Origin of the sequence: Pseudomonas sp. lyk4-R2A-8 (genome assembly GCF_030209095.1) — a bacterium.
Lineage (GTDB): Bacteria > Pseudomonadota > Gammaproteobacteria > Pseudomonadales > Pseudomonadaceae > Aquipseudomonas > Aquipseudomonas quebecensis.
Genome location: NZ_JARVSS010000014.1, coordinates 112,508 through 138,776, shown reverse-complemented (window position 1 = coordinate 138,776; position 26,269 = coordinate 112,508). Strand labels below are relative to the sequence as shown.

At 62.0% G+C, this 26,269-nt stretch carries 27 protein-coding genes and 1 tRNA gene; 12 read left to right on the top strand and 16 right to left on the bottom strand.

Annotation, left to right across the window (positions count from 1 at the left end; genetic code table 11):
* The first annotated feature begins 111 nt into the window (after window positions 1-111).
* Window positions 112-1,554: a DegQ family serine endoprotease gene (locus QRN10_RS15095; RefSeq protein WP_181081103.1), complete on the top strand. Its 1,443-nt coding sequence runs from the start codon at window positions 112-114 to the stop codon at window positions 1,552-1,554.
* 67 nt (window positions 1,555-1,621) lie between these two features.
* Here QRN10_RS15095 and QRN10_RS15090 read toward each other — a convergent pair whose 3' ends face one another.
* On the bottom strand, window positions 1,622-3,055 hold the full coding sequence (locus QRN10_RS15090; protein ID WP_181081102.1) for a M48 family metalloprotease: 1,434 nt from the start codon (window positions 3,053-3,055) through the stop codon (window positions 1,622-1,624).
* 95 nt (window positions 3,056-3,150) lie between these two features.
* On the opposite strand from QRN10_RS15090, the gene QRN10_RS15085 reads away from it, so the two are divergent.
* Window positions 3,151-3,390: a sulfurtransferase TusA family protein gene (locus QRN10_RS15085; protein ID WP_181081101.1), complete on the top strand. Its 240-nt coding sequence runs from the start codon at window positions 3,151-3,153 to the stop codon at window positions 3,388-3,390.
* Window positions 3,391-3,447: 57 nt separating this feature from the next.
* Here QRN10_RS15085 and QRN10_RS15080 read toward each other — a convergent pair whose 3' ends face one another.
* Together QRN10_RS15080 and QRN10_RS15075 are read right to left on the bottom strand one after the other, a co-directional pair.
* Complete coding sequence (locus QRN10_RS15080; RefSeq protein ID WP_181081100.1) at window positions 3,448-3,921, bottom strand: peroxiredoxin; 474 nt, start codon at window positions 3,919-3,921, stop codon at window positions 3,448-3,450.
* A gap of 10 nt (window positions 3,922-3,931) precedes the next feature.
* A complete protein-coding gene (locus tag QRN10_RS15075) occupies window positions 3,932-4,492 on the bottom strand; it encodes a glycine cleavage system transcriptional repressor (RefSeq protein ID WP_003172487.1) in 561 nt (186 codons plus the stop codon).
* A gap of 273 nt (window positions 4,493-4,765) precedes the next feature.
* Between QRN10_RS15075 and dapA the strand changes: the two genes are divergently transcribed.
* The 5 genes from dapA to QRN10_RS15050 all read left to right on the top strand — a co-directional run bounded on the left by dapA (window position 4,766) and on the right by QRN10_RS15050 (window position 8,454).
* Window positions 4,766-5,644, top strand: coding sequence for a 4-hydroxy-tetrahydrodipicolinate synthase (dapA, locus tag QRN10_RS15070; RefSeq protein WP_253511156.1), 879 nt, complete (start codon window positions 4,766-4,768; stop codon window positions 5,642-5,644).
* A gap of 17 nt (window positions 5,645-5,661) precedes the next feature.
* On the top strand, window positions 5,662-6,777 hold the full coding sequence (gene bamC, locus QRN10_RS15065) for an NlpB/DapX family lipoprotein (protein WP_285428641.1): 1,116 nt from the start codon (window positions 5,662-5,664) through the stop codon (window positions 6,775-6,777).
* Between the two features lie 4 nt (window positions 6,778-6,781).
* The gene (locus QRN10_RS15060) at window positions 6,782-7,540 is read left to right on the top strand and encodes an MBL fold metallo-hydrolase (RefSeq protein WP_181081097.1); all 759 of its coding nucleotides are present in this window, start codon (window positions 6,782-6,784) and stop codon (window positions 7,538-7,540) included.
* Between the two features lie 27 nt (window positions 7,541-7,567).
* A complete protein-coding gene (gene purC, locus QRN10_RS15055) occupies window positions 7,568-8,281 on the top strand; it encodes a phosphoribosylaminoimidazolesuccinocarboxamide synthase (RefSeq protein WP_010212191.1) in 714 nt (237 codons plus the stop codon).
* A gap of 83 nt (window positions 8,282-8,364) precedes the next feature.
* Window positions 8,365-8,454: transfer RNA gene (locus QRN10_RS15050), tRNA-Ser, on the top strand.
* A 110-nt stretch (window positions 8,455-8,564) separates the two neighbouring features.
* Here the strand turns inward: QRN10_RS15050 and QRN10_RS15045 are convergent.
* The 7 genes from QRN10_RS15045 to QRN10_RS15015 are packed head-to-tail and all read right to left on the bottom strand — an operon-like array spanning window position 8,565 to window position 15,490.
* Entirely contained in the window at window positions 8,565-10,061 is a 1,497-nt protein-coding gene (locus QRN10_RS15045; protein ID WP_285428640.1) for a hypothetical protein, read from the bottom strand.
* Window positions 10,062-10,109: 48 nt separating this feature from the next.
* The gene (locus QRN10_RS15040) at window positions 10,110-12,029 is read right to left on the bottom strand and encodes a response regulator (RefSeq protein WP_285428639.1); all 1,920 of its coding nucleotides are present in this window, start codon (window positions 12,027-12,029) and stop codon (window positions 10,110-10,112) included.
* On the bottom strand, window positions 12,019-12,882 hold the full coding sequence (locus tag QRN10_RS15035; RefSeq protein WP_181081079.1) for a sensor histidine kinase: 864 nt from the start codon (window positions 12,880-12,882) through the stop codon (window positions 12,019-12,021). Before QRN10_RS15035 ends, QRN10_RS15040 begins: the two co-directional genes overlap by 11 nt.
* A complete protein-coding gene (locus tag QRN10_RS15030) occupies window positions 12,875-13,882 on the bottom strand; it encodes an ATP-binding protein (RefSeq protein WP_253511167.1) in 1,008 nt (335 codons plus the stop codon). The genes QRN10_RS15035 and QRN10_RS15030 overlap by 8 nt, the downstream gene beginning before the upstream one ends.
* Entirely contained in the window at window positions 13,873-14,277 is a 405-nt protein-coding gene (locus QRN10_RS15025; RefSeq protein WP_181081077.1) for an anti-sigma regulatory factor, read from the bottom strand. Before QRN10_RS15025 ends, QRN10_RS15030 begins: the two co-directional genes overlap by 10 nt.
* Entirely contained in the window at window positions 14,274-14,636 is a 363-nt protein-coding gene (locus QRN10_RS15020) for an STAS domain-containing protein (RefSeq protein ID WP_181081076.1), read from the bottom strand. Before QRN10_RS15020 ends, QRN10_RS15025 begins: the two co-directional genes overlap by 4 nt.
* A 2-nt stretch (window positions 14,637-14,638) precedes the next feature.
* Window positions 14,639-15,490, bottom strand: coding sequence for an STAS domain-containing protein (locus tag QRN10_RS15015; protein ID WP_181081075.1), 852 nt, complete (start codon window positions 15,488-15,490; stop codon window positions 14,639-14,641).
* A gap of 168 nt (window positions 15,491-15,658) precedes the next feature.
* On the opposite strand from QRN10_RS15015, the gene QRN10_RS15010 reads away from it, so the two are divergent.
* Window positions 15,659-16,561: a LysR family transcriptional regulator gene (locus tag QRN10_RS15010; protein ID WP_181081074.1), complete on the top strand. Its 903-nt coding sequence runs from the start codon at window positions 15,659-15,661 to the stop codon at window positions 16,559-16,561.
* Here QRN10_RS15010 and QRN10_RS15005 read toward each other — a convergent pair.
* Both QRN10_RS15005 and QRN10_RS15000 read right to left on the bottom strand, forming a co-directional pair.
* On the bottom strand, window positions 16,553-17,311 hold the full coding sequence (locus QRN10_RS15005; RefSeq protein WP_253512073.1) for a substrate-binding domain-containing protein: 759 nt from the start codon (window positions 17,309-17,311) through the stop codon (window positions 16,553-16,555). The genes QRN10_RS15010 and QRN10_RS15005 overlap by 9 nt on opposite strands.
* A complete protein-coding gene (locus QRN10_RS15000) occupies window positions 17,311-18,615 on the bottom strand; it encodes an MFS transporter (protein ID WP_181081073.1) in 1,305 nt (434 codons plus the stop codon). Before QRN10_RS15000 ends, QRN10_RS15005 begins: the two co-directional genes overlap by 1 nt.
* A 198-nt stretch (window positions 18,616-18,813) precedes the next feature.
* Here QRN10_RS15000 and QRN10_RS14995 point away from each other — a divergent pair, with 198 nt between their 5' ends.
* From QRN10_RS14995 to QRN10_RS14985, 3 genes are all read left to right on the top strand, one after another.
* A complete protein-coding gene (locus QRN10_RS14995) occupies window positions 18,814-18,957 on the top strand; it encodes a hypothetical protein (RefSeq protein WP_181081072.1) in 144 nt (47 codons plus the stop codon).
* A 122-nt stretch (window positions 18,958-19,079) separates the two neighbouring features.
* A complete protein-coding gene (locus QRN10_RS14990; protein ID WP_181081071.1) occupies window positions 19,080-20,003 on the top strand; it encodes a LysR substrate-binding domain-containing protein in 924 nt (307 codons plus the stop codon).
* 55 nt (window positions 20,004-20,058) lie between these two features.
* Window positions 20,059-20,421 carry a 5-carboxymethyl-2-hydroxymuconate Delta-isomerase gene (locus QRN10_RS14985; protein WP_181081070.1) on the top strand — a complete coding sequence of 121 codons (363 nt, stop codon included), beginning with the start codon at window positions 20,059-20,061 and terminating at the stop codon, window positions 20,419-20,421.
* A gap of 33 nt (window positions 20,422-20,454) precedes the next feature.
* Here QRN10_RS14985 and QRN10_RS14980 read toward each other — a convergent pair whose 3' ends face one another.
* The 3 genes from QRN10_RS14980 to QRN10_RS14970 form a co-directional block, all read right to left on the bottom strand.
* Window positions 20,455-21,390 carry a LysR family transcriptional regulator gene (locus QRN10_RS14980; RefSeq protein ID WP_181081069.1) on the bottom strand — a complete coding sequence of 312 codons (936 nt, stop codon included), beginning with the start codon at window positions 21,388-21,390 and terminating at the stop codon, window positions 20,455-20,457.
* A gap of 137 nt (window positions 21,391-21,527) precedes the next feature.
* Window positions 21,528-22,715, bottom strand: coding sequence for a cyanate transporter (locus QRN10_RS14975; RefSeq protein WP_181081068.1), 1,188 nt, complete (start codon window positions 22,713-22,715; stop codon window positions 21,528-21,530).
* 168 nt (window positions 22,716-22,883) lie between these two features.
* Window positions 22,884-24,509: a 5-guanidino-2-oxopentanoate decarboxylase gene (locus QRN10_RS14970; RefSeq protein WP_285428638.1), complete on the bottom strand. Its 1,626-nt coding sequence runs from the start codon at window positions 24,507-24,509 to the stop codon at window positions 22,884-22,886.
* A gap of 109 nt (window positions 24,510-24,618) precedes the next feature.
* On the opposite strand from QRN10_RS14970, the gene QRN10_RS14965 reads away from it, so the two are divergent.
* The gene (locus tag QRN10_RS14965; RefSeq protein WP_285428637.1) at window positions 24,619-25,563 is read left to right on the top strand and encodes a LysR substrate-binding domain-containing protein; all 945 of its coding nucleotides are present in this window, start codon (window positions 24,619-24,621) and stop codon (window positions 25,561-25,563) included.
* Window positions 25,564-25,630: 67 nt separating this feature from the next.
* Here the strand turns inward: QRN10_RS14965 and QRN10_RS14960 are convergent, their stop codons facing one another.
* Window positions 25,631-26,245 (bottom strand): NAD(P)-dependent oxidoreductase, encoded by a 615-nt coding sequence (locus tag QRN10_RS14960; protein ID WP_253511179.1) that lies wholly within the window; start codon window positions 26,243-26,245, stop codon window positions 25,631-25,633.
* Between the last annotated feature and the right edge of the window lie 24 nt (window positions 26,246-26,269).

The window sequence follows — 26,269 nt, the reverse complement described above, 5'->3', positions numbered from 1 at the left end:
GAGCTTGTCGGCTCTGGCCTTGTTTTGTTCGCGGAACAAAGACGTCGGTCGCGGTTTTCCGGCGTTTATTGAACCCTGTCGCTCAACCCTGCTCGTCGTAACGGGAGCTGTATGTCGATACCACGTTTGAAATCCTATCTATCCATAATCGCCACGGTGTTGGTGCTGGGTCAGGCCGTGCCTGTGCAAGCGGCCGATCTGCCTGACTTCACCCAACTGGTTGAGCAGGCCTCGCCAGCCGTAGTGAACATCAGTACCACGCAGAAGCTGCCGGATCGCAAAGTGTCGAACCAGCAGATGCCGGATCTCGAAGGCCTGCCGCCCATGTTGCGTGAGTTTTTCGAGCGTGGCATGCCACAACCCCGGGCGCCACGGGGTGGCGGTGGTGGCGGTCAGCGTGAAGCGCAATCGCTGGGTTCGGGCTTCATCATTTCCCCGGATGGTTACATTCTCACCAATAATCACGTGATTGCCGATGCGGACGAGATCCTCGTGCGCCTGGCTGATCGCAGCGAACTCAAAGCCAAGTTGATAGGCACCGATCCGCGCTCCGATGTGGCGTTGTTAAAGATCGATGGCAAGGATCTGCCGGTGCTGAAACTGGGCAAGTCCCAAGACCTGAAAGCCGGTCAGTGGGTGGTCGCCATCGGTTCGCCTTTTGGCTTTGACCATACGGTAACGCAAGGTATCGTCAGCGCCATTGGTCGTAGCCTGCCCAATGAAAACTACGTGCCGTTCATCCAGACTGACGTGCCGATCAACCCGGGTAATTCCGGTGGGCCGCTGTTCAATCTGGCGGGTGAAGTCGTAGGGATTAACTCGCAGATCTATACCCGTTCCGGTGGGTTCATGGGCGTGTCGTTTGCCATTCCGATCGACGTGGCCATGGATGTTTCTAATCAGCTCAAAAGCGGTGGCAAGGTCAGTCGTGGCTGGTTGGGCGTGGTAATCCAGGAAGTGAACAAGGACCTGGCTGAATCCTTCGGGCTCGACAAACCGGCGGGCGCACTGGTTGCGCAGATTCAGGACAATGGTCCGGCCGCCAAGGGTGGCCTGCAGGTCGGTGACGTGATCCTGAGCATGAATGGCCAGCCGATCATCATGTCGGCCGACCTGCCGCATCTGGTCGGTGCATTGAAGGCGGGCAGTAAAGCCAAGCTCGAAGTGATCCGTGATGGAAAGCGTCAGAATGTGGAGCTGACCGTCGGCGCCATTCCTGAAGAAGGCGCCACCCTGGATGCGCTGGGTAACACCAAGCCGGGCGCCGAGCGCAGCAGCAATCGCCTGGGCATTGCAGTGGCCGAGCTGACTGACGAGCAGAAGAAGAGCTTCGACCTCAAGAGCGGTGTGGTAATCAAGGAAGTGCAGGATGGGCCTGCCGCGTTGATCGGTCTGCAACCGGGTGATGTGATTACGCACCTGAACAACCAGGCGATCGACACGACCAAGCAGTTCACTGACATTGCCAAAGCGCTGCCGAAGAATCGTTCTGTGTCGATGCGTGTACTGCGTCAAGGCCGTGCCAGCTTCATTACGTTCAAACTGGCCGAGTAACGCGCCAGCTCAATAAAAAGCCCCGCTTTCCTTTAGAGAGAGCGGGGCTTTTTTGTGGGCGATGGATTCAGCTCATCATCCCTTTGACCAGTCGTTCCTGTTCGATCAACTCACGCTGGCGCGCATCGATCCGCGACGACAGCGGGAAGTTGTTGCCGGCACGGCGCTTGGCAAAGTCCAATTGCTGGATAGCCTGCTGGAAGTCGCCTACCAGCGCGAAGTATTCGGCGCGGGCCTGGTGCAGGCCGATGATGTTGCCGGACAAACCGCGCGTCTCGGCGACCTGATACCACACGTCCGGATCATCCGGGCGGGATTTGAGCAGCGCATCCAGGGCCTTTTCCGCATCGGCGGTGCGATTCTGCTTGAGCAGCAGGTCGACCCGGACCTGATTCAGCGGGTAGTTACTGGGGTATTGGGTGAGCATCTTGTCGGTGCGTTGCTGGGCATCGGGCAGGCGGTTGTTGATGATGTCTAGCTCGATCTGCGCCAGGTTGTAGGTGATATCGTTGGGAGCCTTAGCCAGCAGCGGCGCCAGGTTCTCCCGTGCTTCCTTGAGTTTCGTGCCTTTTATCTGAGCAATGGCGAGGCCGTAGCGCGCCACATCGTTTTTTGGATTTTCGTCGAGCTGTGCCTGGAAGCGTTTCGCAGCCAGGCCTGGGGTGTCTTCGTATTTCAACTGCACCCTCGCGCGAATCAACTGGTAGCGCAGGCTGTCTTCCTTGCCGCCGGGCTTGGCTTGTTCGGCGCGGTTGCGGGTGTCGGCGATCCGGGACTCGGTTACCGGGTGAGTCAACAGGAATTCCGGTGGCTTGGCGTCGAAGCGGTATTGGCGCATCAAGCGCTCGAACATGGTTGGCATTGAGCGTGGGTCGTAACCGGCTTTTTCCAGATTGACGATGCCGATGCGGTCGGCCTCTTGTTCATTCTGTCGGGAAAAACGACGCTGCTCCTGGATCGCTGCGGCCTGAGTGCCGGCAATCGCTGCAATGCCAGCATCGCCCGCGCCTGCTGCGGCAGCGATGATGCCGCCGAGCAGTGCGGCCATCATCGGTACCTGCATGCGCTGTTGTGCTTCAACGCCTCGTGCGAAGTGGCGCTGGGACAAGTGAGCCAGTTCGTGAGCCAGCACCGAGGCGTATTCGCCTTCGGTCTGGGCATTGAGAAACAGTCCGCCGTTGACCCCGACAATCCCGCCCGGTGCGGCAAAGGCGTTCAATTGCGGGCTGTTGATCAGGATGAATTCCAGGCGCCGGTCGTTGACCTGGCTGGTCTCCACCAGCTTGTAGACGCTGGTTTCAACATAATCCTTGAGTTGGGGGTCGTTGAGCTGCGAGACCTGGCCCCGCAGGTACGCCAGCCAGGCACGACCCAGTTGGTATTCCTGTTGCGGCGAGACAATGGCAGAACTGGCGTCGCCCAGCGACGGCAAGTCATCGGCGAAGCCGGGAGAGGCCAGCAGGCAGGCCAGCGTCAGCAGGGAAGGGCGCAAAAAATTCATGCACGAGGCCTTTCGACAAAGAGCTTACTGTAGCCGGACACTGAGCTTCGGACCAGATATTCTAAGCGCCCCGAATGCTTGTCCCGGAGTAAGACATGACCGACCCCATCGCCTTCGACGCCGAGCTTGATGCCAGCGGCCTCAATTGCCCGTTGCCCTTGCTCAAGGCCAAGCTGGAGCTCAATCGATTGGCCAGCGGTGCGGTGCTCAAGGTGATCGCCACCGATGCAGGCTCGCAGCGCGACTTCCGTACCTTCGCCAAACTGGCCGGGCACACCTTGTTGCGCGAAGAAGATGCCTGCGGTGTGTACCGGTATTGGTTGCGCAAGGCCTGATCTGTCTGGCCCGCTGCCGCTGCAGGCGAGAGCAGGCCCTCGCCTGCCGATGCCGGTTCAGGCCTTGTTCAAGGCCTGGGCGGCGGCCAGCACCGCATCCACATGCCCTGGCACTTTCACGCCGCGCCATTCCTGGCGCAGCACACCGTCTTTATCGATCAGGAACGTGCTGCGGTCCACGCCCAGGTATTCCTTGCCATACAGCTTCTTCAACTTGATCACGTCAAACAGCTGGCAGACCGCTTCGTCCTTGTCGCTGAGCAGCTCAAAGGGGAATGCTTGCTTGGCTTTGAAGTTTTCGTGGGACTTCACGCTGTCGCGCGACACGCCGAACACTTCGGTGTCGGCAGCCTGGAACGCTGCGTGCTGGTCGCGGAAGCCCTGGCCCTGGGTGGTGCAGCCCGGCGTGCTGTCCTTGGGGTAAAAGTAGAGCACCACCTGCTTGCCCTTGAGGGCGGCCAGGCTGAACGTCCGGCCGCTGGTGGCCTGGGCTTCGAAGTCGGGTACGGGTTGGTCGATGACTACCGCCATGGGTACATCCTTACATTGGGTTCTGTGGTCGCCACGGTTCGATCAGGGCGTCGAGGTTCAGCGCATCGGCGAAATCCAGGAACTGGTCGCGCAGCCAACTGATCTGCACGCCGGCCGGCAACGTCACGGTGAATGTGGCGTTGAGCATGGTGCCGCCGGTCTGGGGCGCCTGGTAGGTGTCGCACGTCAGGTTCTCCAGCTCGACGTTATGGTCGATGAAGAACTGGCACAGCTCATTGACGATGTCCGAACGGTAGGCCGAGCTGACATAAGCTACGTAAGGCAGGGCCTGGGGACGGTTCTCCAGGGCCGCGCTGCGTACCACGTTAACGGTGAAGTCATGCTTCTTGGCCAGGCCCGGCAAGCCGGTCTCAAGGCGCGCCAGGGCGTCCCAGGTCCCGGAAATCTGCAGCACCAGGGCGCTGCACTCGCCATGGCGGGTCAGGCGAGAGGTTACGACGGCGCAGCGGTTCTCATGGCTGGCGCGGCACAGGACGTTGGTCAGCTCCATGGGGTTGGCGCCGAGGGCACTGATAACAAGGAATTGTTCGCGAACTGTGGGGGTGGACATGCAGCCTTCCTAAAGCGATGAGCGGTCGATACCGAGAGGGCCGTATCGATCAAAGGATCAAGGGTAGCGAAAAGCGTCGCCAAGGGCTAGGAGGTGGCGATTTCATTGCGTCATCGGCCCGATTCCAGCGGTCCTCGAATCGCCCTTTGGCCCGATGATGGCATCGATCGCCGTTTAGTTGCGTCAGAACGCATCCTCACGCGGTACTTCGCTTGTGCAAGCATCTTGGCGCCAGTACCATTACGGCTCTCTTTTTCCGGCAGGAGCGGTTGCATGATTGCGGGCAGTATGGTGGCACTGGTCACACCCATGGATGCACAAGGTCATCTCGACTGGGACAGCCTGGGCAAACTGGTGGACTTCCACCTGCAAGAAGGCACCAATGCCATTGTTGCGGTCGGCACCACGGGTGAATCGGCCACACTCGATGTGGAAGAACATATCCAGGTCATCGAGTTCGTGGTCAAGCGCGTGGCCGGGCGTATCGCGGTCATCGCCGGCACGGGCGCCAATTCGACGCGTGAAGCGATCGAACTGACCAAAAACGCCAAGAAAGCCGGTGCAGATGCCTGCCTGCTGGTGACCCCGTACTACAACAAGCCGACCCAGGAAGGCCTTTACCAGCACTTCCGCACCATTGCCGAAGCCGTCGACATTCCGCAGATCCTCTATAACGTGCCGGGCCGTACCGCCTGCGACATGAAGGCCGAGACCGTAATCCGCCTGTCCACCGTGCCGAACATCGTCGGCATCAAGGAAGCCACCGGCGACCTGCAGCGCGCCAAGGACATCCTGGCCGGCGTGAGCGCCGACTTCCTGGTGTATTCCGGTGACGACGCCACTGCCGTCGAGCTGATCCTGCTGGGCGGCAAGGGCAATATCTCCGTGACCGCCAACGTGGCCCCCCGTGCCATGAGCGACATGTGCGCCGCCGCTCTCGCCGGCGATGCCGCCAAAGCCCGCGCGATCCACGAGAAGCTGATGCCGCTCAACAAGACACTGTTTATCGAATCCAACCCTATTCCCGTGAAATGGGCGCTGTTCGAGATGGGCATGATGCCGGACGGTATCCGTCTGCCGCTCACCCGTCTCAGCGAAGCCTGTCACGAACCGCTGCGACAGGCCCTGCGCCAGTCCGGCGTCCTGGTTTAATTGAGGAAGCACTACGCATGAAGCGATTGGCCGGACTTTCCGCACTTGCCTTGATTATCTCCAGCACCAGCGGCTGCGGTTGGATCTGGGGCCCGGAAGGCTACTTCCGTGACCGCGGCAGCGATTATCTGGAAGCACAAGCAACCAAACCGATGCAATTGCCGCCGGACGTCAATGTCGCCAAGCGCCTTGACCCATTGCTGCCGATTCCACGCAACGTCGCCGATGACACCACCAAGGGTGAGTACGTGGTGCCACGTCCACAGCCGATCGCGGCCGTGGCCGATGCCAGCGACTACAGCCTGCAGAAAAGCGGCGACTCGCGCTGGATCGTTGCTCAACGTCCACCTGCCGAAGTCTGGCCGGTGGCGGTGCAGTTCTTCCAGGACAACGGTTTCCGCATTGACGAACAACGTCCGCAGACCGGTGAATTCACCACTGCGTGGCAGCAGCGCAATGAATTGTCCGCCAGCATGGCCAAGCGCCTGCAAGCCGGTGGCGTCGCCGCCGATAGCGAAACGCGTGTGCGCGTGCGGATCGAACCCGGCGTACAGCGCAATACCAGTGAAGTCTATGTGGTGAGCGCCGAGCGCCCTGCCGGCAGCACGTCCAACGTCGAGTTCACCAATCGCTCGGTCAATACCGGTGTCGACTCTGCACTGGTCGATGAAATGCTGGCCAGCATGAGCCGGATCTCCGAGAAGGGCGGTTCGGTCTCGCTGCTCGCGGCCCGCGATTACGACACCCCAAGCCGCGTCAGCCTCACCGAGGACGGCAGCGGCAACGTGGTGCTGAACCTGGGTGAAGACCTGGATCGCGCCTGGGCCAGCGTCGGCCGTGCCTTGGAGCAAGGCCCATGGCGCGTTGAAGACATCAACCGCAGCCTGGGTCTTTACTACATCAACGTCGCCGAAAAGGCCGAGCGCAAGGATGACGAGCCTGGTTTCTTCGGCAAGTTGTTTGGCAGCACACCGACCAAGGAAGAAGTCGAGACCCGCGCCGAGCGTTATCAGGTCCGTTTGAGCAAGGTTGGCGAAACCGTGCAAGTCACGGTCGAGAAGAACATCAATACCGTAGCGCCGGCTGAAACAGCGCGCAAAGTGTTGGGAGTGATTCAGGACAACCTGGGCTGATCCGATGCGTTTTGCCGTTCTCGGCAGCGGTAGCCAAGGGAACGGCACGCTGGTCGCCCATGACGACACGTATGTGCTGGTCGATTGTGGTTTCTCGCTGCGGGAAACCGAGCGACGCCTGCTGCGCCTGGGGGTTCACCCCACGCAGTTGAGCGCGATTCTGGTGACCCACGAACATGCCGACCACGTGCATGGCGTGGGTTTGCTGTCTCGGCGCTACAATCTTCCGGTGTACTTGAGTCGCGGTACCTTGCGCGGGATGCGCAAACCCATTGAACCCGCAGGTTTCCTGGCCGGTGGCGAGACGTTGCAGGTCGGTGCCTTGAGCATCGACGTGATTGCCGTTGCGCACGACGCTCAGGAACCGACGCAGTATGTCTTCAGCGATGGGGAGCGGCGTTTCGGCGTGCTCACCGACCTGGGTTCCTACTGTGCCAAGGTGCTGGACGGTTACCGCAACCTCGATGCGTTGATGATCGAGTCCAACCACTGCCGTGACCTGCTGGCGCGTGGTCACTACCCGTATTTTCTCAAGCAGCGGGTGGGCGGCGAACGGGGGCATTTGAACAACCACCAGGCGGCGTACCTGGTGTATGAGTTGGGCTGGCAAGACCTGCAACATCTGGTCCTGGCCCACCTGAGCAGCAAGAACAACCTGCCGACGCTTGCCCGGCAATGTTTTGTCGACACCCTCGGGTGCGACCCGGACTGGCTGCAACTGGCCGATCAAGATTCAGGGCTCGACTGGCGACATATCGCCTAGCCCACCTCACTCAAAGCGGAGCCCATCATGGAAAAACGTGAAGAACTCTACCGCGGCAAAGCCAAGTCGGTTTACAAGACCGACGACGCCAACCGCCTGATCCTGCTGTTTCGCAACGACACCTCGGCGTTCGACGGCAAGCGCATCGAGCAACTTGATCGCAAGGGCATGGTGAACAACAAGTTCAATGCCTTCATCATGCAGAAGCTCGAAGCGGCCGGTATTCCGACCCAATTCGACAAGCTGCTGGGCGACAACGAATGCCTGGTGAAGAAACTGGACATGATCCCGGTCGAGTGCGTCGTGCGTAACTACGCCGCCGGCAGCCTGGTCAAGCGCCTGGGTGTGGAGGAGGGCCTCAAGCTAAACCCTTACACCTTCGAACTGTTCCTGAAAGACGATGCCAAGGGCGACCCGTTCATCAACGAGTCCCACGTTGTGGCTTTCGGCTGGGGCACCGCCGAGCAATTGGCGCGCATGAAGGAATTGTCCCTCAAGGTCAACGACGTGCTGAGCAAGCTGTTCGACGACGCCGGCCTGCTGTTGGTGGACTTCAAACTGGAATTCGGCGTATTCCATGACGGCTCCATCGTCCTGGGTGACGAGTTCAGCCCGGACGGCTGCCGCCTGTGGGACAAGGACACCAAGAAGAAGATGGACAAGGACCGCTTCCGCCAGGGCCTCGGTGATGTCATCGAAGCCTACGAAGAAGTCGCCAACCGTCTGGGCGTACCGCTTTAATCGACGCAAGCATCTGATAGCACGGAAAAAAATCTCGCAAGAGCTTTGCTTCCACGAAACAGGCTGTTATGATGCGCGCCGTTGGAGAGATGCCAGAGTGGCCGAATGGGACGGATTCGAAATCCGTTGTACCTTCACCGGTACCTAGGGTTCGAATCCCTATCTCTCCGCCATTATTGAATAACCAAAAGCCCCTGAAAGGTTTAACCCTTTCAGGGGCTTTTGCGTTTCCGATGGCTTCATCGTAGAGGTGGGTTGTGTCCGGTGCGGGTACCGGCGTCCTTCACTCAAACACTAACCCCTCACTCCCCAAAACCTCCACCATCTGCGCAAACTCCGGCAGCCGCGCCACATATTCCGTTTCGAACGCCAGATACCGATCCTGCGCCGCTACGTAACGAATCTGCGGTTTCACTCGCGGGATGTCTTTGGAGGACAGTTTCAGCACGTCATTGCTGCGCTGGTTCCAGAACCACGCCAGCGTGTGCGTGCCGAAGGTTTGCGTGTGGTAATTCCACACCCACCAATCGCCATGGCCGCGGGCGACGTGCAGTTGCCCATGAAAGGTGCGCAGGGTGATGACCTGCTTGGGTTGCGTGGTCAGCAGGCGCGTGTCCTGGCGCAGTTCGCTGCCGAAGCCGTCCAGGACTGCACGGGTGCTGGCGCCGGTGATGAAGTTGAAGCGCCACGCCAGCAGCACGGTTTCCTGATAGCCCGAGTGTTCGCGGTTGGGCCGTGTGCCTTCGCTGAACAACAGTACCTCGTCGCCTTCCAGGTACGCTGTGGCCGCGCGCAACTGATAACCCTCAGCCGGCAACGGTTTGGCGGCGATGACGGCGTGTTGCGCGGGGGCTTGGTTGCAGATCCAGCACTGCGGGCCGTTGTGCTGCATAAACAGCAAACGGTTGGGCCCGATAGGCAAGAGGGTCAGTTCATCCGGGTGTTCGAAAATGACCTCGCTGGTCTGCGCGGTGATGCGCCAGATCCGCGTCAACGGCTCGGGGTCGTAGAGGCGTTGACGCTCGTATATCTGCCCATCGACCACCACGCAGGGCTCTTCAAACGCCGGCCATTGGATCTGGGCAGGCCCGAAGTCCTCCACAGCATCACCCTGGCGGATCTCGTACTGATAGCGGTCATCCGAACCGTACGCGCCGCGCGTCACCTGACGCTTCCACAGGCTGTGTTGAACGTTGGCATCGATAAGTTGCAGATCGGCGCCGTCCACGCTGTCATCGCGGGCTTCGAGCATGTCCTGCTCGGTGGGTGGCCAGGGGTTGTAATCAATCAGGAAGCACAGCCAGCGGTCTTCGTCCTGCTCGGTAATCGCGGCCCAGCCGTTGCGGTAGTTGTACGCGTGCACAGAGGTCGGGCCGGGGTAGTCGTGCACGTCCTGCAGCCACTTGAGCTTGCTGCGCCTGGGTGGGCGCGCGGGCGGTGTTTGCGCTTCGATCAGCGTGGGCGTGAAGCGTGGCGCTGCGTTGTGCTCGCGCCAATGCCGGGCAAACCGCTCGCGCTGATCGGTCGGGACAATCACCGGGCGGTAATCGTCGCCACCGGCGTCGAGGTTCCACAGGTCGAAGCCCTCGCGCGCCAATGCAGTGGCCAGCGCATCGAAGCACACCTCGGGCATTTCATTGCACAGCTCGTCCAGCAGCGCCTCGAATGCCGGGCCGCACAGCGCAGGGATATGGGGGTAGGAAGGCGGCAACAGGGCCAGCCATTCGCCGCCGGGAGTTTTCCAATCGATATGCACCAACGGATCGAAACCAGCTGTCATGACGCCTGCCTGCCCTGGGATTGTGTACCACGCCTCTTAAAGCCCGAATCAAACCTCCAGGCCTTGGCGGATTTTTTCCAGCAATTGATCGATATGAAACGGCTTGGTGATCAGGTCCATGCGTTCGCCGAGAAAATCCTGGCGGTTCGCCGCATTCTCGGCGTAACCGGTCATGAACAGGATCGGTAATTCCTGGCGCAGATCCCGCGCATGATCGGCCAGCTCGCGGCCGGTCATGTACGGCAGCCCGAAATCGGTAAGCAGCAGGTCGATCGTCGGATCGGCTCGCAGCATGACGATGGCTTCGTCACCGTCCGCGGCCAGGCTGCAGCGATAACCAGCATCCACCAGCACTTCAGCCACGAAACCACGCACCGAAGGCATGTCTTCGACCACCAGAATGTGCTCGCCGTTGCTCACCCCTGGCACGGCCTCGACCTTCGTGGCCAGGGCGGCGGGGCCGTCGGCGGCGGGCAGCATGATGGTCACTTCGGTGCCCTGGCGGGTCACGCTGCGGATCTGCGCATCGCCGCCGGACTGGCGGGCGAACCCATAGATGGTCGACAGGCCCAGGCCGGTGCCCTGGCCCACCGGTTTAGTGGTGAAGAACGGGTCGAACACTTTGTCGATCACGCCGGGCTCGATACCCACGCCGTTGTCGCGTACCGACAACGCAATGTACGGGCCGTTTTCCAGCTTGGGGTTGCCGGTGGAATGCGCAGGGTACGTGGTTACCCAGATGACGCCACCCTGGGGCAGGGCGTCTCGGGCGTTGATCACCAGGTTGAGCACCGAGCTTTCCAGCTGGATCGGGTCGACCAGCGCCACGGCGGGGTGGGTGGTCAGCTCCAGATTCAGCACGATGTGTTCGCCGATGGTGCGCATCAGCAGCTCTTCCAGGGAGCGGATATGCGCATTGATATCGGTGGGGCGGGTGTCCAGCGGCTGCTGGCGTGCGAACGCGAGCAAGCGGTTGGTCAGGCCGGCGGCGCTCAGAGCGGAGTTCAGCGCGGCGTCGGCATAATTGAGCACCTTGTCGGTGCGCTGGCTCTGAATGCGTTTCTTGATCAGCTCCAGGCTGGTGATGATCCCGGTCAGCAGGTTGTTGAAGTCGTGGGCGATGCCGCCGGTAAGCTTGCCCAATGCATCCATTTTCTGCGCCTGCAGCAACTGCGCCTCGGTGCGGGCCAACTGGCTCGCGGCATTGGCCAGTTCGGCCTGTTGATGACGTTCGCGATGACGATGCTCGGTGACGTCCTCCACGAACACCAGGCTGAGGCCGGCGCTACGGTAAGGCGAAATCTGCCATTCGGTCTCGCGCAGCTGGTCGTCGACCTTCATCAATAACGTGCCTTTCCAGCGTTCACCGGCGGCCAGGCGCAGGCATAGCTCCTGGATCACGGCCAATTGATCGGTGGCGAAGCATTCCAGCAGGGCGTCGGGGTTGAGGTTGGCGTGGATCAGCTGGGCGAAGGCATGGTTGCATTCGTGGACTTTGAGGTGCGCGTCCATCACCGCGATGGGCGCGCTGATGTTGAAGAAAATCTCGCGAAAACGCGCTTCGCTTTCGCGCAAGGCGTATTCAGTGTCGCGTACGCGCAACAAGGTGCGCAGCGTAGCGAGCAGCACCTCCGGGTCCACCGGATGGATCAGGTACGCATCGGCGCCGGCGTCCAGGCCGGTGATGATATCGCCGGTCTCGATCGACGCCGCCGAGACATGCACCACCGGCAGCAACGCGGTGGCGGGGTCGGCGCGCAGGCCGCGCACGATATCGAAACCGCTCATGTCCGGCAGGTTGACGTCCAGGATCAGCGCATCGATGGTGCGACTGGCGATCAGGTCCAGACCGTCCTGGCCGGTGCCGGCTTCCAGTACCCGATAGTGATGGTTTTCCAGGCGCCGGCGCAGGGCGTAGCGCGTGGCAACGTTGTCGTCGACGATCAACACTTGGATGTCACGTTTCATCGACGATCTCGTTGGCGATGGAAAGAGGAATGACCACATAGAACAGCGAACCCACGCCGGGCTTGCTCTCCACGCCGACCCGGCCACCCAGCAATTGAGCGAAGCGCTTGCACAGTGACAGTCCCAGCCCGGTGCCGCGCAGGCGCTTCTGCAGCGGGGAGTCGATCTGGGAAAAGTCCTCGAACAGATTGCTGTGCAGTTCGACCGGGATACCCAGGCCGGTGTCCTGCACCGCGAAGCGGATCTCCCGCTCGTTCTCCATGCACGCCGACACGCGTACCTCACCCTGCAGCGTGAACTTCAGAGCGTTGGAGATAAAGTTGCGCAGGATCTGCGCGAGCTTCTTGTCATCGGTGTACAGCTTGGGCAGGCCGGCCGGCTCTTCGAAGATCAGGTCCACCGCCGAGGCATCGACAATCGGCCGGAACATGCCGCGCAGCGCCGAAAACAGGTCGAACATGTCGAACCAAGCCGGGGAGATACTGATGCGCCCTGCCTCGATCTTGGCCAGGTCCAGCAGGTCATCGACCATCTCGCGCAGTTCCCGCGCCGAGCTGCGGATAAAGCCCACCTGGGTGTGCTGCTCAGGGCTGAGCGGGCCGTCGAGTTCATCGTCCAGCAGGCTGGTGATACTCAGGATCGAGCCCAACGGCGTGCGGAACTCATGGCTCATGTACGACAGGAAACGGCTCTTGAGATCCGAAGCCTGGCGCAGTTGGTCGGCCTGGGTGTCCAGCTCGGCATACAGCGCCAGCACGCCCTGGTTGGTTTCATCCAGCTCGGCGCGCAAGGCGTCGGCTTCCTGGCGCAGGCGTTGCACCTCAGCGGCGAGCGAGGCAGTGGTGTCAGCCATCGATGGCCTCCAGGGCAATCACGAAAACGGTGACGTCATCCCGCCCGCGACAGAAGTCACGGTGCAGGATGGCGGCGATCAAAGCCGGGTGGCGGTGCGTCAGCCCAGGGTAGTCGGCCAGGTTCCAGCGTGACTGCAAGCCGTCGCTGTACAGGATCAGCAACTGGCCGCCGACCTCAGCGTAGTCGAACGGCTGCGCCTTGCGAAACTGCACGCCGACGATGCCCGGGTGGGACGCCAGGCCACGGGACTTGCCGGAGCCGATCAGGCTGGCGCCGATATTGCCCACGCCGGTGAAGCGCAGGCTGCCGGTCGCGGCGTTGTATTGCGCCACGGCCACCGCACCGCCACGGGTGCCGGTCATGCCGACATGCATGTCGGCCATCAGCCGCGTGGCTTCATCAAAGGCACTGCGTGCAAATACCTGTTCGCCGTCCCGCGCGGCGCGTTCGGCTTCGCTGCCATGGCCCAGCCCATCGGCCACCATCACGCTGAAACGGCCGGGTTCGATTGCCAGGTGCCAGGCGTCGCCGCAGGCCGGGTCGTCATGCAGCGAATGCTGGCTGACCCCGTAGCGAATGTCGCTGACCGTGGAGGCTCGTGGATACAGACGCGCGAGCATCGCCGTGCCGCGAGGGTCGGCATATACATCGAACACCTGGGCCACCCGTGAAATGGCGCCCATGCCGATGCCCTGGGTGCCGCCGGTGGAAAACCCGTCCACCAGACAGCTGTCCAGGTCAAAGCCCTGGCCGCGGTCCACGGCGATCATCTCCACACCGCCGTTGCCGGTGGCGCGCAGGTGCAATTGCCCGTGAGCCGCATGCTTGAGGATGTTGCTGCTCAGCTCGGTGGCCACCAACGCCACTCTGCCGGCGTCGGTTTCGTCGAAGCCCAGGTGTTCGGCGAGTTTCTGCGCGGTGCGTCGGGCGTGGCCAATCTGGCTTACATCCTCGATCAACAACACCTCGGTGAGGGCGCTGGGAATATTCAGGCCCATCGAGTGATCGTCACGCGGGTGCCCTGGCCGGGTGCGGTGTCCAGTTCGAATTCGTCCACCAGGCGCTTGGCGCCGGTCAGCCCCAGGCCGAGCCCGCCGCCGGAGGTCCAGCCGTCGGTCATCGCCAGCTTGAGGTCGGGAATGCCCGGGCCTTCGTCGCGAAACGTCAGGCGAACGCCGGGGCGCAGGTCCTTCTCGACTATTTCCCAATCCATATACCCGCCACCGCCGTAGACCACCGTGTTACGCGCCAGCTCGCTGACCGCCGTGACCAGTTTGGTCAGGTCGATCAGGCGCATGCCGCAGTCCTGGGCCAGTTTGCGGACCAATTGCCGAGCCAGCACGACGTCCTGTTCGATCAGCACCGGGTGCGTGCCATTGCTGGCCACGGTCATGAGTGGTCCACCCGTTCTCGCAACAGCTTCATGCCTCGTTCGACATTCAATGCGGTGGCGACGCCGGGCAGGGTCATGCCCAATTCCACCAGGGTAATGGCCACCGCCGGTTGCATGCCCACCAGCACGGTCTGCGCGTCCATGATCCGCGACAGGCCGGAGATGGTGCCGATCATGCGGCCGATAAAGGAGTCGACCATGTCCAGCGCCGAGATATCGATCAATACGCCACGCGCCGAGGTGCGATTGATGCGTTCGGACAGGTCGTCCTGCAGCGTCAACGCCAACTGGTCGTGCATGTCCACCTGGATGGTCACGAGTAGAAACTCGCCCATCTGCAAAATCGGGATGCGTTCCATAATCAGACGGCCTTGGTCACGGTCACGCCCAGGCGCTTGAGGGACAGGGCCAGGGCGTCGGCCAGATTGGCCTTGGTGACCACGCCTTGCAGGTCAAGGCCCAGGTGCACGATGGTCTGGGCGATCTGCGGGCGCACGCCGCTGATGATGCAGTCGGCACCCATCAGGCGAATGGCGGTCACGGTCTTGAGCAGGTGCTGGGCCACCAGGGTATCGACGGTCGGCACACCGGTGATGTCGATAATTGCGATTTCCGCGCCGGTGTCGACGATGCGTTGCAGCAGCGACTCCATCACCACCTGGGTGCGCTGGGAATCCAGGGTGCCGATCATCGGCAGGGCCAGTACGCCATCCCACAGTTTGACCACCGGCGTGGACAGTTCGAGCAGTTCTTCCTGCTGGCGCTTGATCACCAGTTCACGGGACTTCTGGAACGTGCGAATGGTGTGCATGCCGAGGGCATCGAGCAGCTCGGAAATTTCCCACAGCTGTTCGGCCAGTTGCGCCGGCTGTTCGACGTATTCGCGTTGCAGCAGGGCGAACAGCGGGCCTTTGAGCGCGAAGATGAAACTGGCGGTCTGTTGCGAGTCCTGGCCGACCAGCGCGCGGCTATGGGACAGCTTTTCCAGGAGCACGCGGGTTTCGGCCCAGTTCTCGTGGTTGACGTTCTGCGAACCGCCTTGTTCCAAGGCTGCAATCAGTGTGCTCAGGAAGTCGTTGGCCTGTTGTTTCAGCTCGGCTTCCTTGACGTTACGGGTGGCACCCGAGGCCTCGAGGCTTTCGATCCATGTGCTCAACAGGCTGAGTTTGTTGGTTTGCAGCGCCTGAACGGTGTTCGCGTGAAGTGTCGCCATGGGAAAGCTCCTGGATGCCTGATATATGCTGCGCGCAATCTATACCAAAATGTGTCGTTTGAAACTGTTTACACGGATTATTGCGGGGGATGTCTACAAACTGCGTCGCCCCACGTTCATGGGCCTCGGGTACTATAGATCGACCCTCTCAGTCGGCCAGTGCTTCCCGTGATTATCAATTTCGACCTCAACGACCTGCAGGCCTTTCGTGCCGTGGTGGACAAAGGCAGTTTTCGCGGCGCCGCCGAAGCGATCCGCATCTCGCAACCGGCCTTGAGCCGACGCATCGAAAAGCTCGAATCGGCGCTCGATGTGAAGCTGTTCGAGCGCACCACCCGACGTGTCAGCCTGACCATGGTGGGGCGCGCGTTTCTCCCGCAGGTCGAACGCATGCTCGACGACCTCGACCTCGCGCTGATGGGCATCAGCAATGTGGCGTCCACGCGCATGGGCAATGTCACCATCGCCTGCGTGCCCTCCACCGCGTACTACTTCATGCCTCATGTAATCTCCGAGTTCCACAAGCTCTACCCGAAGATTCGCCTGCGCGTGCTCGACGCCAGTGCCGGCGAGGTGTGCAGTGCGGTGGAAAGCGGCGAGGCGGATTTCGGCGTGAGTTTCAGCGGCAGCCTGGCCGATGAGGTGGAGTTTGAACTGTTGCTGCAGGAGCGTTACGTGCTGGCGTGCCGGCGTGACCATCCACTGGCCGGGCGCGACAGCGTGACCTGGGCCGAAGCCTATGAGCATGACTACATCACCGTAGATAAAACCTCGGGCAACCGCTTCCTGCTCGACCAGGCCTTGCGCGGCGTGCGGGTAAAGAAGCCGAGTATCTGCGAAACCCACCACGTGACTACCATGATCGGGTTGGTAGAGGCGGGGCTGGGCGTGGCCATGGTGCCATCGATTGCAATGCCGGCGTGCGAACACCCGATTCTGGTGAGTGTGCCGCTGGTGGAGCCGCAGGTGATGCGCAATGTGGGCTTGATCAAACGCCGCGGGCGGACGTTGCCGCCGGCGGCGTTGGAGTTGGAACGGTTGGTGCGCGAGATGCCGTTTCGGTCAGTGTGATACCGAGTCCAGGCCGGTGGCGCGCACCGCCGGTTGTACCTCGGGAGAGGCGAGGTACTGCAGCAGCGCCTTGGCCTGCGCTGGGTGATCGGCGTTCACCGGGATACCCGCGGCGAAGCGCGTCACCGATTGCACGTCCTCGGGGATTTTGCCTACGTAGGTCACGCCCGGCACCGGTAACAGTTCTGCCACCTGCTGCAAGCCCACTTCGTAGTCGCCCTTGGCAACCTGCTCGGCCACCGGCAGGCGCTCGATCATGGTGCCCTTGGCCGGCATGCCGAGTTTCTTGAACAGCTCTTTCTCGACATACACGCCACTGGCGCTGTCCGAGTAAGCCACGGACTTGGCCTTGCTCAGTACGGCCTTGAGCTCGGCATCGGTGCCGATCGCCGGTTTCGGCTGGCCTTGCCTGACCACCAGGCCAATGCGCGAATCGGCCAATTCCACCCGCGAGGCCGGGTCGACCTTGCCTTGCTTGATCAACTCATCCAGGGCGTAGCCGACCATGATCACCACGTCGGCGTGTTCGCCACGGGCCAGGCGGTTGGGGATCGCTTCCGGCGCCTTGCCCATCGACGGGCCGAGAATGGTGTCGAGGGTGTCGCCGCTGCGCTGGGCATATTGCGGGCCCAGCACTTTATAGGCTGCCGTGAAGCCACCGGAGGTCATGACCTTGAGCTGCTCGGCCTGGGCCGTCAGCGCCAGGGCGCCGAGGGCGAGGGCGGTCAGCGTATTGAACAGCGGCTTCATCATGCGGCCCCCTGCATGACTTGGCCACGGGCGTTGGCGCGGCGGTACAGCGCCAGGGTCGAGCACAGTGCACACAGCGCGGCGAACATCATCCAATAGGCCGGCGAAGCTTTGTCTTCAGTGATGTGAATGAACCAGGTGGAGATCGCCGGGGTGAAGCCACCGAAGATCGCGGTCGCCAGGCTGTAGGCCAGGGAGAAACCCGCCACGCGCACTTCCACCGGCATGATTTCGGTCAGGGCCGGGATCATCGCACCGTTGTACATGCCGTACAGGAAGGAGAACCACAGCAGGGTTTCCAGCATATGTGCAAAGCTCGGCGCGTTAACCACGTAGGACAGGGCCGGATAGGCCGTAAGCACGGTCAATGCGGTCATGGCGATCAGCACCGGTTTGCGCCCGAAGCGGTCGCTGAGGGTGCCGCCGATGGGCAGCCATACGAAGTTGGAGATGGCCACCAGCAAGGTCACCAGCAGCGCGTCGGAGGTGCTCAATTGCAGGACGGTCTTGCCGAAGGTCGGCGCGTACACGGTGATCAGGTAGAACGCGGTGGTGGTCATGGCCACCATCAGCATGCCGCCGATCACCACGGTCCAGTTCTTCACCAGGGTTGCGAGCACTTCGCGCATGGTCGGGCGATGCTTGCGATTGGCGAACTCTTCGGTTTCCTGCAGGTTGCGACGCAGCACAAAGATAAACGGGATGATCACGCACCCTACGGCGAACGGAATGCGCCAGCCCCAGTCGGCGACCACCGACGGTTCCATCCACACGTTCAAACCGTAGCCCAGCGCGGCGGCGACCACGATGGAGATCTGCTGGCTGCCCGACTGCCAGCTGGTATAGAAGCCTTTGCGGCCCGGCGTGGCCATTTCGGCCAGGTACACCGACACCCCGCCCAGTTCCGCGCCGGCCGAGAAGCCTTGCAGCAGGCGGCCGAGCAGCACCAGCAACGGCGCCCATAGGCCAATGCTCTGGTAGCCCGGCACCAGCACGATCAGCAGCGTACCGCTGGCCATGATCGACAGCGTCACGATCAGGCCTTTGCGCCGGCCGACGTCATCGATATACGCCCCCAGAATGATCGCGCCCAGGGGCCGCATCAGGAAGCCCGCGCCGAACACGGCGAAGGTCATCATTAATGATGCAAACTCATTAGCGGCGGGGAAGAACGCGGCAGCAATGTAAGTGGCATAGAAGCCGAACAGAAAGAAGTCGAACTGTTCGAGGAAGTTACCCGATGTAACGCGCAATACCGCGCCCACTTTGGAGCGGGCAGAGTCAGGCCGGGTTGAGCTAGTCATGGTTTTGTGTCTCCAGCGTTCTTTTTAAAGTGCTTGTTTCGCTTAAGACCTGGGATAGTGGCTGACACATTTAGAAATGATAAGTGAAAATTTTGGATTTATTGATGCGTCATGGCTATCAATCGGCGACTGCATCCGAAACCCTTGTCCTGTTCTATGCTGATAACGATGGCCAATGCTTACGCAAGGGAGGTGACAATGGGTAACGAACCGAAGCACCACGATGAGCCGGCGCAGGAGCAATCCCGGCGTCACGAAGAGGAAAAACCACAAACCTGGAAACATCCGGACGATGGCACGGAGTTGTCCGAGCGCGATCAGGAAATGCCGCTCAAACCCTGAGCGCCAGGTCTGACAGGCACCGGTGGGCCATGGCCTGCCGGTGAATCCGGCGCTGTCGCGCGTAGACGCCGCTCGCGGCGCTTTCTACACTGCGGTTCGTCTTGGGGAAAGGGCAGGCGCCGATGAATCGCAACGAATTACGCAAGGCCGACATCAATCTGATGGTGGTCTTCGAAGCACTGATGCTCGAGCGCAACGTCACGCGGGTGGCGGAGAAACTGTTTCTGGGCCAGCCCACTATCAGTTCGGCGCTCAACCGTTTGCGTACCTTGTTCAACGACCCGCTGTTTATCCGCGTCGGCCACCGCATGGAGCCCACCGCGCGAGCCGAAGAGATAATCCAGCACCTGTCGCCGGCCCTGGATTCGCTGTCGTCGGCCTTGAGCCTGACCCACGATTTCGACCCGTCCATCAGCACCATGACCTTCCGCATCGGCCTGTCCGACGATGTGGAATTCGGCCTGTTGCCGCCTTTGCTGCGCGCCTTGCGCCAGGAAGCGCCAAAGGTGGTGTTTGTGGTGCAGCATGTCGATTACTGGCGCATCCCCGATCTTCTGGCATCCGGTGACATCACCGTCGGCATTACCCAGACCCGTGGCCTGCCGGCCAATGCCAAGCGCAAATTGCTGCGTCATATCCGTCCGCGCCTGTTGCGCGCCGATGCGTCGGACACGCCGTTGACCCTCGATGAATATTGCGCACGGCCCCATGTGCTGGTGTCTCACACCGCCAACGTGTCGGGGTTTGCCGATGAATGGCTGGCGGAAATCGGCCGCAAGCGGCAGGTGGTGTTGTCGGTGCCGCAATACAGCGCCTTGCCGGCGCTGTTGGCCGGCACCGACCTGATCGCCAGCCTGCCGGACTACACCGCAGAGGCCATGGCCGTGTCAGGCCAGCTGTTTTGCGAGCCGTTTCCGTTCGAGACGCCGACCCTGGATTTGTCCATGGTCTGGCTCAGCCACGTGGATACCGACCCGGCCGAGCGCTGGGTGCGTTCGCGGTTGGAAGCGTTTATGAGCGATCGCGGGCCGCTGAATCCTGCCTGACGGTTTTTTCCGTGATATATCTAAGAGTCTTCCTACAAATGACTCGGAGCGATCCATGCCGCACTTGCACCTGGAGTACACCGCGAACCTCACCGGCCTGGCCGTCGAGAAAGCCTTGTTGCGGCTCAACAATGTGCTGATGGCATCCGGGCAATTCGGCTCGGAGTTCGATATCAAAAGCCGCGCGGTGAAAGTCGAGAGTTTCCAGGTGGGCACGTCCTTCAACCCACGCGGTTTCATTGCGGTGAAATTGTCGCTGCTCAGCGGACGCTCGCCTCAAGTCAAGAAACAGCTGTCGGAAGGCCTGTTGGCGGCGTTGCACGATATGGGCGACTGGCCGGCGGACATGCAGGTGCAGCTCAGCGTGCAACTGCTCGATATGGATCGAGAGTCCTACAGCAAGGTTGTCATCGGCTGATCACCGCCCCGCAAAATCACTGCAGAGCCTGCGTCAGAGCAGCCCTTGTTCTGCGCAGACTTTCACCACCTGTTCCCTGAACCAGGTATTGGCGCGGTCCTGCTCGCTGCTTTCGTTCCACTGCATATCCAGAGTAAAACCCGGCAAGCCGTTCGGCGCTTCGCAGTGACCGAAGGTCGAGGCCGGTGCCAGTAGCTTTTGCACACGGCGGGGCAGGGTGACGACATAGTCGGTGCCCGTGATCATCTTTAATGCCGCGCTGTAGCTGTTGGCCCGCGCCACCACGTGGCGTTTATGCGCCAGGCGGCCCAGCCAACCGTCGATCATATTGGTATCGGACGTCCACGGTGTGGGAAACACATGGCGTCGCTCCACAAACGATTGCAGGCTGAACGCCGGTTCCTGTGGCGCGGCGCGTTTGTCGAACACGCACACCAGATCATCCTCCAGCAGCATCTGGGTTCTGAAGTCTTTGTGGGTGCGATGAAAGTGCGGGCCGAAGCAAATCACCAGGTCCAGGCGACCTTGGCGCAGGTCCTCGGCGGGGATATCGGCTTCCAGCTTGCGCACATTGACGATCACCGGCAGGTCGGCGAGGTCGAATTGCTTGAGCAGGCGCGGCAGGATCAGCTGTTCGAAGTATTCCGGGGCGCACACATTGAAGGTCACCGCCTGCTGGGTCGGGTCGAACGCCTGGCCACCGGCATGACACAGGTTGATGCTTTCGAGAATCTTCTGCACATGCCCGTACATGGTGGTGGCCTTGTACGTCGGTCGCATGCCCGCACGGGTGTTGATAAACAGTTCATCCTCGAAACTGGTACGCAGTTTCTTGAGGCTGTAGCTCACGGTGGACTGGCTGACGAACAGCGTTTCTGACACATCGGTAACGCTGCTCTGGTCATAAACGGCGATAAACACCATCAAGTCCTGCATATCGAGCTTTCTGAGCAAGTTACTGTTTAACATCGGTTTCGTCCGTAAACCCCATGTACCGAATTCAGTACAAGACAGCGCAAAAGATTAACGGAACGGGCGTCCCAATAGGAAGCTTCGTAGGCTGTTTCTATGTTGGGTGTGGGACAAAAACTGTTGGCGACACGACCTCAGCGAATTTGCTGCGCGTAGCGCTTGGGGTCGAAGCGCGTCACGATCAGCAGCATCACACCGATCACGGCAGTCAGCGCCCACCAGGCCCATTCGAAACTGCCCAGTTGGTCGCGGATCACGCCGGCGATCAGAGGCGACAGCCCCGCGATCAGGTAGCCGATGCCCTGCACAAAGGCCGTAAGACCACCGGCGCGGCGGGGGTTGTCCAGGTGGTCGAGGGACAGGATCAGGCTCATCGGAAACAGCCCGCCGATGCCCAGGCCGAGCAGGCAGGGCCATAGCAGGCTCAGGTGCTGTGGCGCGAGGATCAGGCCGCAGAACCCGAGGATGATCAGCACCAGCAACACCGCCACTACGCCGCGTTTATCCCGGCGACGGTTGGCGATGGCCGGCGTGACCAGCCCCGACACCACTTCCATCGCCGTGAGAAAGCCCAGCAGCAGTCCGGCGTTCTGTTCACTCCAGCCTTGCTCTACGTAGTACGGCGCCAGCCACGCGAGTACACAGGTGTAGGACGCCGTGCCAAGACCAAAGAAGATCGCCAGCAACCAGGCGCGTGCGTTACCGAAAAAGCTTTCCTGCGCGCCGGAGCCGGCCTGGGGCACCGTCGGCAGCGTCGCACGCTGGGCGCACCAGAACACCAGCGCCAGCACGGCGAGCGTTGCCCAGATCGCCAGGCCGATGCGCCAACTGCCGGTCCGTGCCTGCACGAACGGCGCGAATGACGCGGCCAACGCGGCACCGCCCATGATTGCGGTGACATACAGGCCCATGAACAACGACACATTCTGGTTGAAGCGGGTCTTGATCAGCGTCGGCATCACCGCCTGGATCAACGCGATCCCCACCCCGGCGGCGATGGCGCTGACGATCAGCTCCAGCGCCGAATCCAGCCACAACCGTGACAGCGTCGCCACGCCGATCACCCCCAGCGACAGCACGATGCTGCGGTGTTCGCCAAGCCGCTTGGCCAGGCCCATACCGAAAAACATCGCCAGCCCCATGGCCATCACCGGCAGCATGGTCAACAGTGCCGCGCTGCTGAAACTCAACGGCACATCGCCGCGAATCGACGATAACAACGGCCCGACTGCCGCCATCGACGGACGCAGGTTAAGGGCGACCAGCACAACACTGAGCATCAGCCAGACGGCCGTAGTGGGTTTTGCGTGAACGTTTTCCATGGGCAAGCCTTGAGTGAACAAGCGCGAATCAGGCCACGGTGGATGCAGGCGGAGCAAATGAGAAAGTCGCAGGGGTTATTGAAAAATTGCGCGGAGGTTGATGGGCTTGCAACAGACTGCTCGCTCAGCACAACCAGTGTGTGCGCCGCTCCCCTGTGGTGACTGGGCTCACACCGCCACCTCCTTCATCCACAGCCCCTGGTCGATTTCAATCAGCGTCGGCCCCTGCCGTTGCGCGGCGGCATCCAACGCCCTACGCAACTGCGTAACGCTGTGCGCGCTGGCGGTGGCGCTGCCGAGGGCTTTGGCCACGCCGATAAAATCCGGCGTGTAGATGTCCACGCCCACCGGCTCGATGGCGCGGTTGAGCATATAGCGCTTGATCTCTTCATAGCCCTGGTTGTTCCACAGCAACACGATGATCGGTGTACGAGCCTCCACCGCGCTCGCCAGTTCCGGCAGGGTGAATTGCAGGCCGCCGTCGCCGATCAGGCACACCACCGGCCGGCCGTCGCCGCGTCCAAGCCAGGCGCCGATGGCGGCGGGCAGGGCGTAGCCCAGGGTGCCGTAGCCGGTGGAGGCGTTGAACCAGCGGCGCGGTTGGTCGAGGTTCAGGGTCAGGTTGGCGCTGTACACCGGCTGGGTCGAGTCGCCCACCAGCACGGCGTCCGGCAAGGCGTGCAGAACCGTATTGAGGAACAGGCTATGCGCGCGCGTGGCGGCGTCCCAGGTGGGCGTCAATTCAGCCCACAACCGCGCCACGCGTAGGCGCCCCCAGTGGGGTTCACGCGCAGGCAGTGGCCCGCGCAAAACGTCGGCCAGCAAGGCGTCGGCGGCGATCCGTGCATCCGCCACCAACGCCACCTCGGGCCGGTAGTTGCGCACGGTCTGGTCCGGGTCGATATCGATGCGCAGCAAGACACCGGGGATTTCGAAGCCGCCGGCGAAGGTGGTGTCGTAGTCGGTTTCCGCAAGCTCCGTGCCGATGGCCAACACCACGTCGGCTTCGGCCACCAGGGCGCGGGTGGCGGGCAGGCTCTGGGTCGAGCCGATCAGCAGCGGATGCGCGGCCGGCAACAGGCCCTTGGCGTTGATGGTCAGCGCGACCGGTGCGCCGAGGGTGACGGCCAGTTCGGTCAGCGCAGCGGCGGCGTCAATGGCACCGCCGCCGGCCAGGATCAGCGGGCGCTTGGCCGCGACGAGCAAACGGCTCATCTGTGCAACCGCCGCCGGTGCCGCGCCGGCGCGGGCCACGTTAACCGGTGCGCAGGGCAGCAGCGCATCGGCGTTTTCCACCAGCACGTCCAGGGGGATTTCGATATGTACCGGGCGCGGCCGCCCGGCCTGGAATAACGCAAACGCCCTGGCCAGCACGCCCGGCAGTTCCGCCGCCGACATCAGCGTGTGGGAAAATGCCGCCACTCCAGCCACCAGCGCGCTCTGGTTCGGCAGCTCATGCAATTTGCCGCGTCCACCGCCCAGCTGGCTGCGCGATTGCACGCTGGAAATCACCAGCATCGGGATCGAGTCGGCATACGCCTGGGCCATGGCCGTGGTGATATTGGTCATACCGGGGCCGGTGATGATGAAGCACACGCCCGGCTTGCCACGGGTGCGTGCGTAACCGTCGGCCATAAAGCCGGCGCCCTGTTCATGGCGCGGGGTGACGTGGCGGATACCGGAGCGGGCCAGGCCGCGATACAGCTCCACGGTGTGCACCCCGGGTATGCCGAACACATGGTCCACGCCGTAGCCTTCCAGGAGGTTGACCAACACTTCGCCGCAGGTCGCCATACAGGTCGCTCTTGTGAATGAGAGAAGGCGGTATTGGAACGGTTGGCCCATGGCGCCCACAATCGATAAAACGTCATACTCGCCATGTCCTCACGTCATGGCTCATCGCATGAAACGCCTTCCGCCGCTGCCTGCGCTGCACACGTTCTGGGTCACGGCCCAGTGCTGCAACTTCACCCGCGCCGCCGAGCGCTTGCACATCACCCAGGGTGCGGTGAGCCGGCAGATCGCCGGGCTGGAGCGCCACTTGGGCTACCCCTTGTTTGTGCGTCAGGCGCGCGGTTTGAGCCTTACCGAGCAAGGGCGTGAATGGCAGCAGTGCACGCAGCAGGTGTTTGGCCTGGTCGGTGCCGCGGTGGAACAGATCGGCCGTCGGCGTCAGGCCCTGCAACTCAAGGCTTCCACCTGCGTGATGCGCTGGTTGCTGCCGCGCCTGATGCAATGGCAACGGGAACGCCCTGATGTGCCGGTTGAGCTCACTACCACCGTGGCCAACACCGTGGACTTTCGTCGCGAGCCTTTCGATGCGGCCGTGATTTACGCGCCCATCGCCGAACAGCCCGCCGAGGCCGTGCATCTATTCGACGAACGACTCACCCCGGTCTGCGCGCCGGCCTTGCTCGCGACGCTGCGCGCGCCGGCAGACCTGCAACACCAGGTGCTGCTGCACCCCACGCGTGACGAACGGGACTGGACGCTCTGGCTGAATGCGGCGGATGTGCGCTTGAGCACCGTGAGCCAAGGCCATCACTTCGAAACCCTGGACCTGGCGATGACAGTGGCGTCCCAAGGCTCCGGCGTGGCGATCGGCGATTGTGCGCTGATCGGCGAGGATGTGAAGGTGGGGCGGCTGGTCATGCCGTTTGAACGGCGTGTGCCGACGGGGATGGGCTATTACCTGGTGTCTGCGCCGGGCGCGCAGCCCATGCCGGAGCTAGAGGCATTGATGGCTTGGCTGCAGAGCCAGGCGCACTCTTCAGATCAGGGTGGGGCAGCGGTACTTGAACTGACCGATCGATCGCCATCGGGGGCAAGCCCCCTCCCACAGTTTTGATCTGGTTTCGTCAGTGCATGTGGGAGGGGGCTTGTCCCCGATAGCGATGGATCAGTCACTCCACCAATCAGTAACCGACCGTAAAACGCTGGCGCGGGTGCTGATGCTTTTCCACTTCATCGATCAGCGCGATGGCGTAGTCGGCAAAGCTGATCCAACTGCGGCCTTCGGCGCTCACCAGCAAATGGTCGTGACCCAGGCGGAAGCGGCCGGTGCGTTCGGTCTCGACGAATTCCGCCGACGGTGACAGAAAGGTCCAGTCCAGGTCCTGTTCCTGGCGCAGGGCTTCAAGGAACTCAGCACCGGCACTGGCTTCGGCTTTGTATTCAGCCGGGAAGCCCGGACTGTCGATCACGCGGCTGCCGTCCGGCAGCAGCAGCGAACCCGCGCCGCCCACCACCAGCAGGCGCTTGACCCCGGCTTTTTTCACCGGGCCGATCACGGCGGCAGCGGGCAATGTGGCGAAGTGCGCCGCGCTGATCACCACGTCGCTGCCGCTGATGGCCTGTTGCAAAGCGTCGGCATTCAGGGCATCGACCTGTTCGACGGTGACGCCGGCGCGCGCCGCCAGGGTATCGGTATTGCGCGCGATGGCGACCACGCTATACCCGCGACGCAGCGCTTCTTCCAGCAGTTGGCTGCCGGCACGGCCGGTGGCGCCAATGATTGCGATCTTGCTCATGATGTTCTCCAGTAAAAGTCAGGG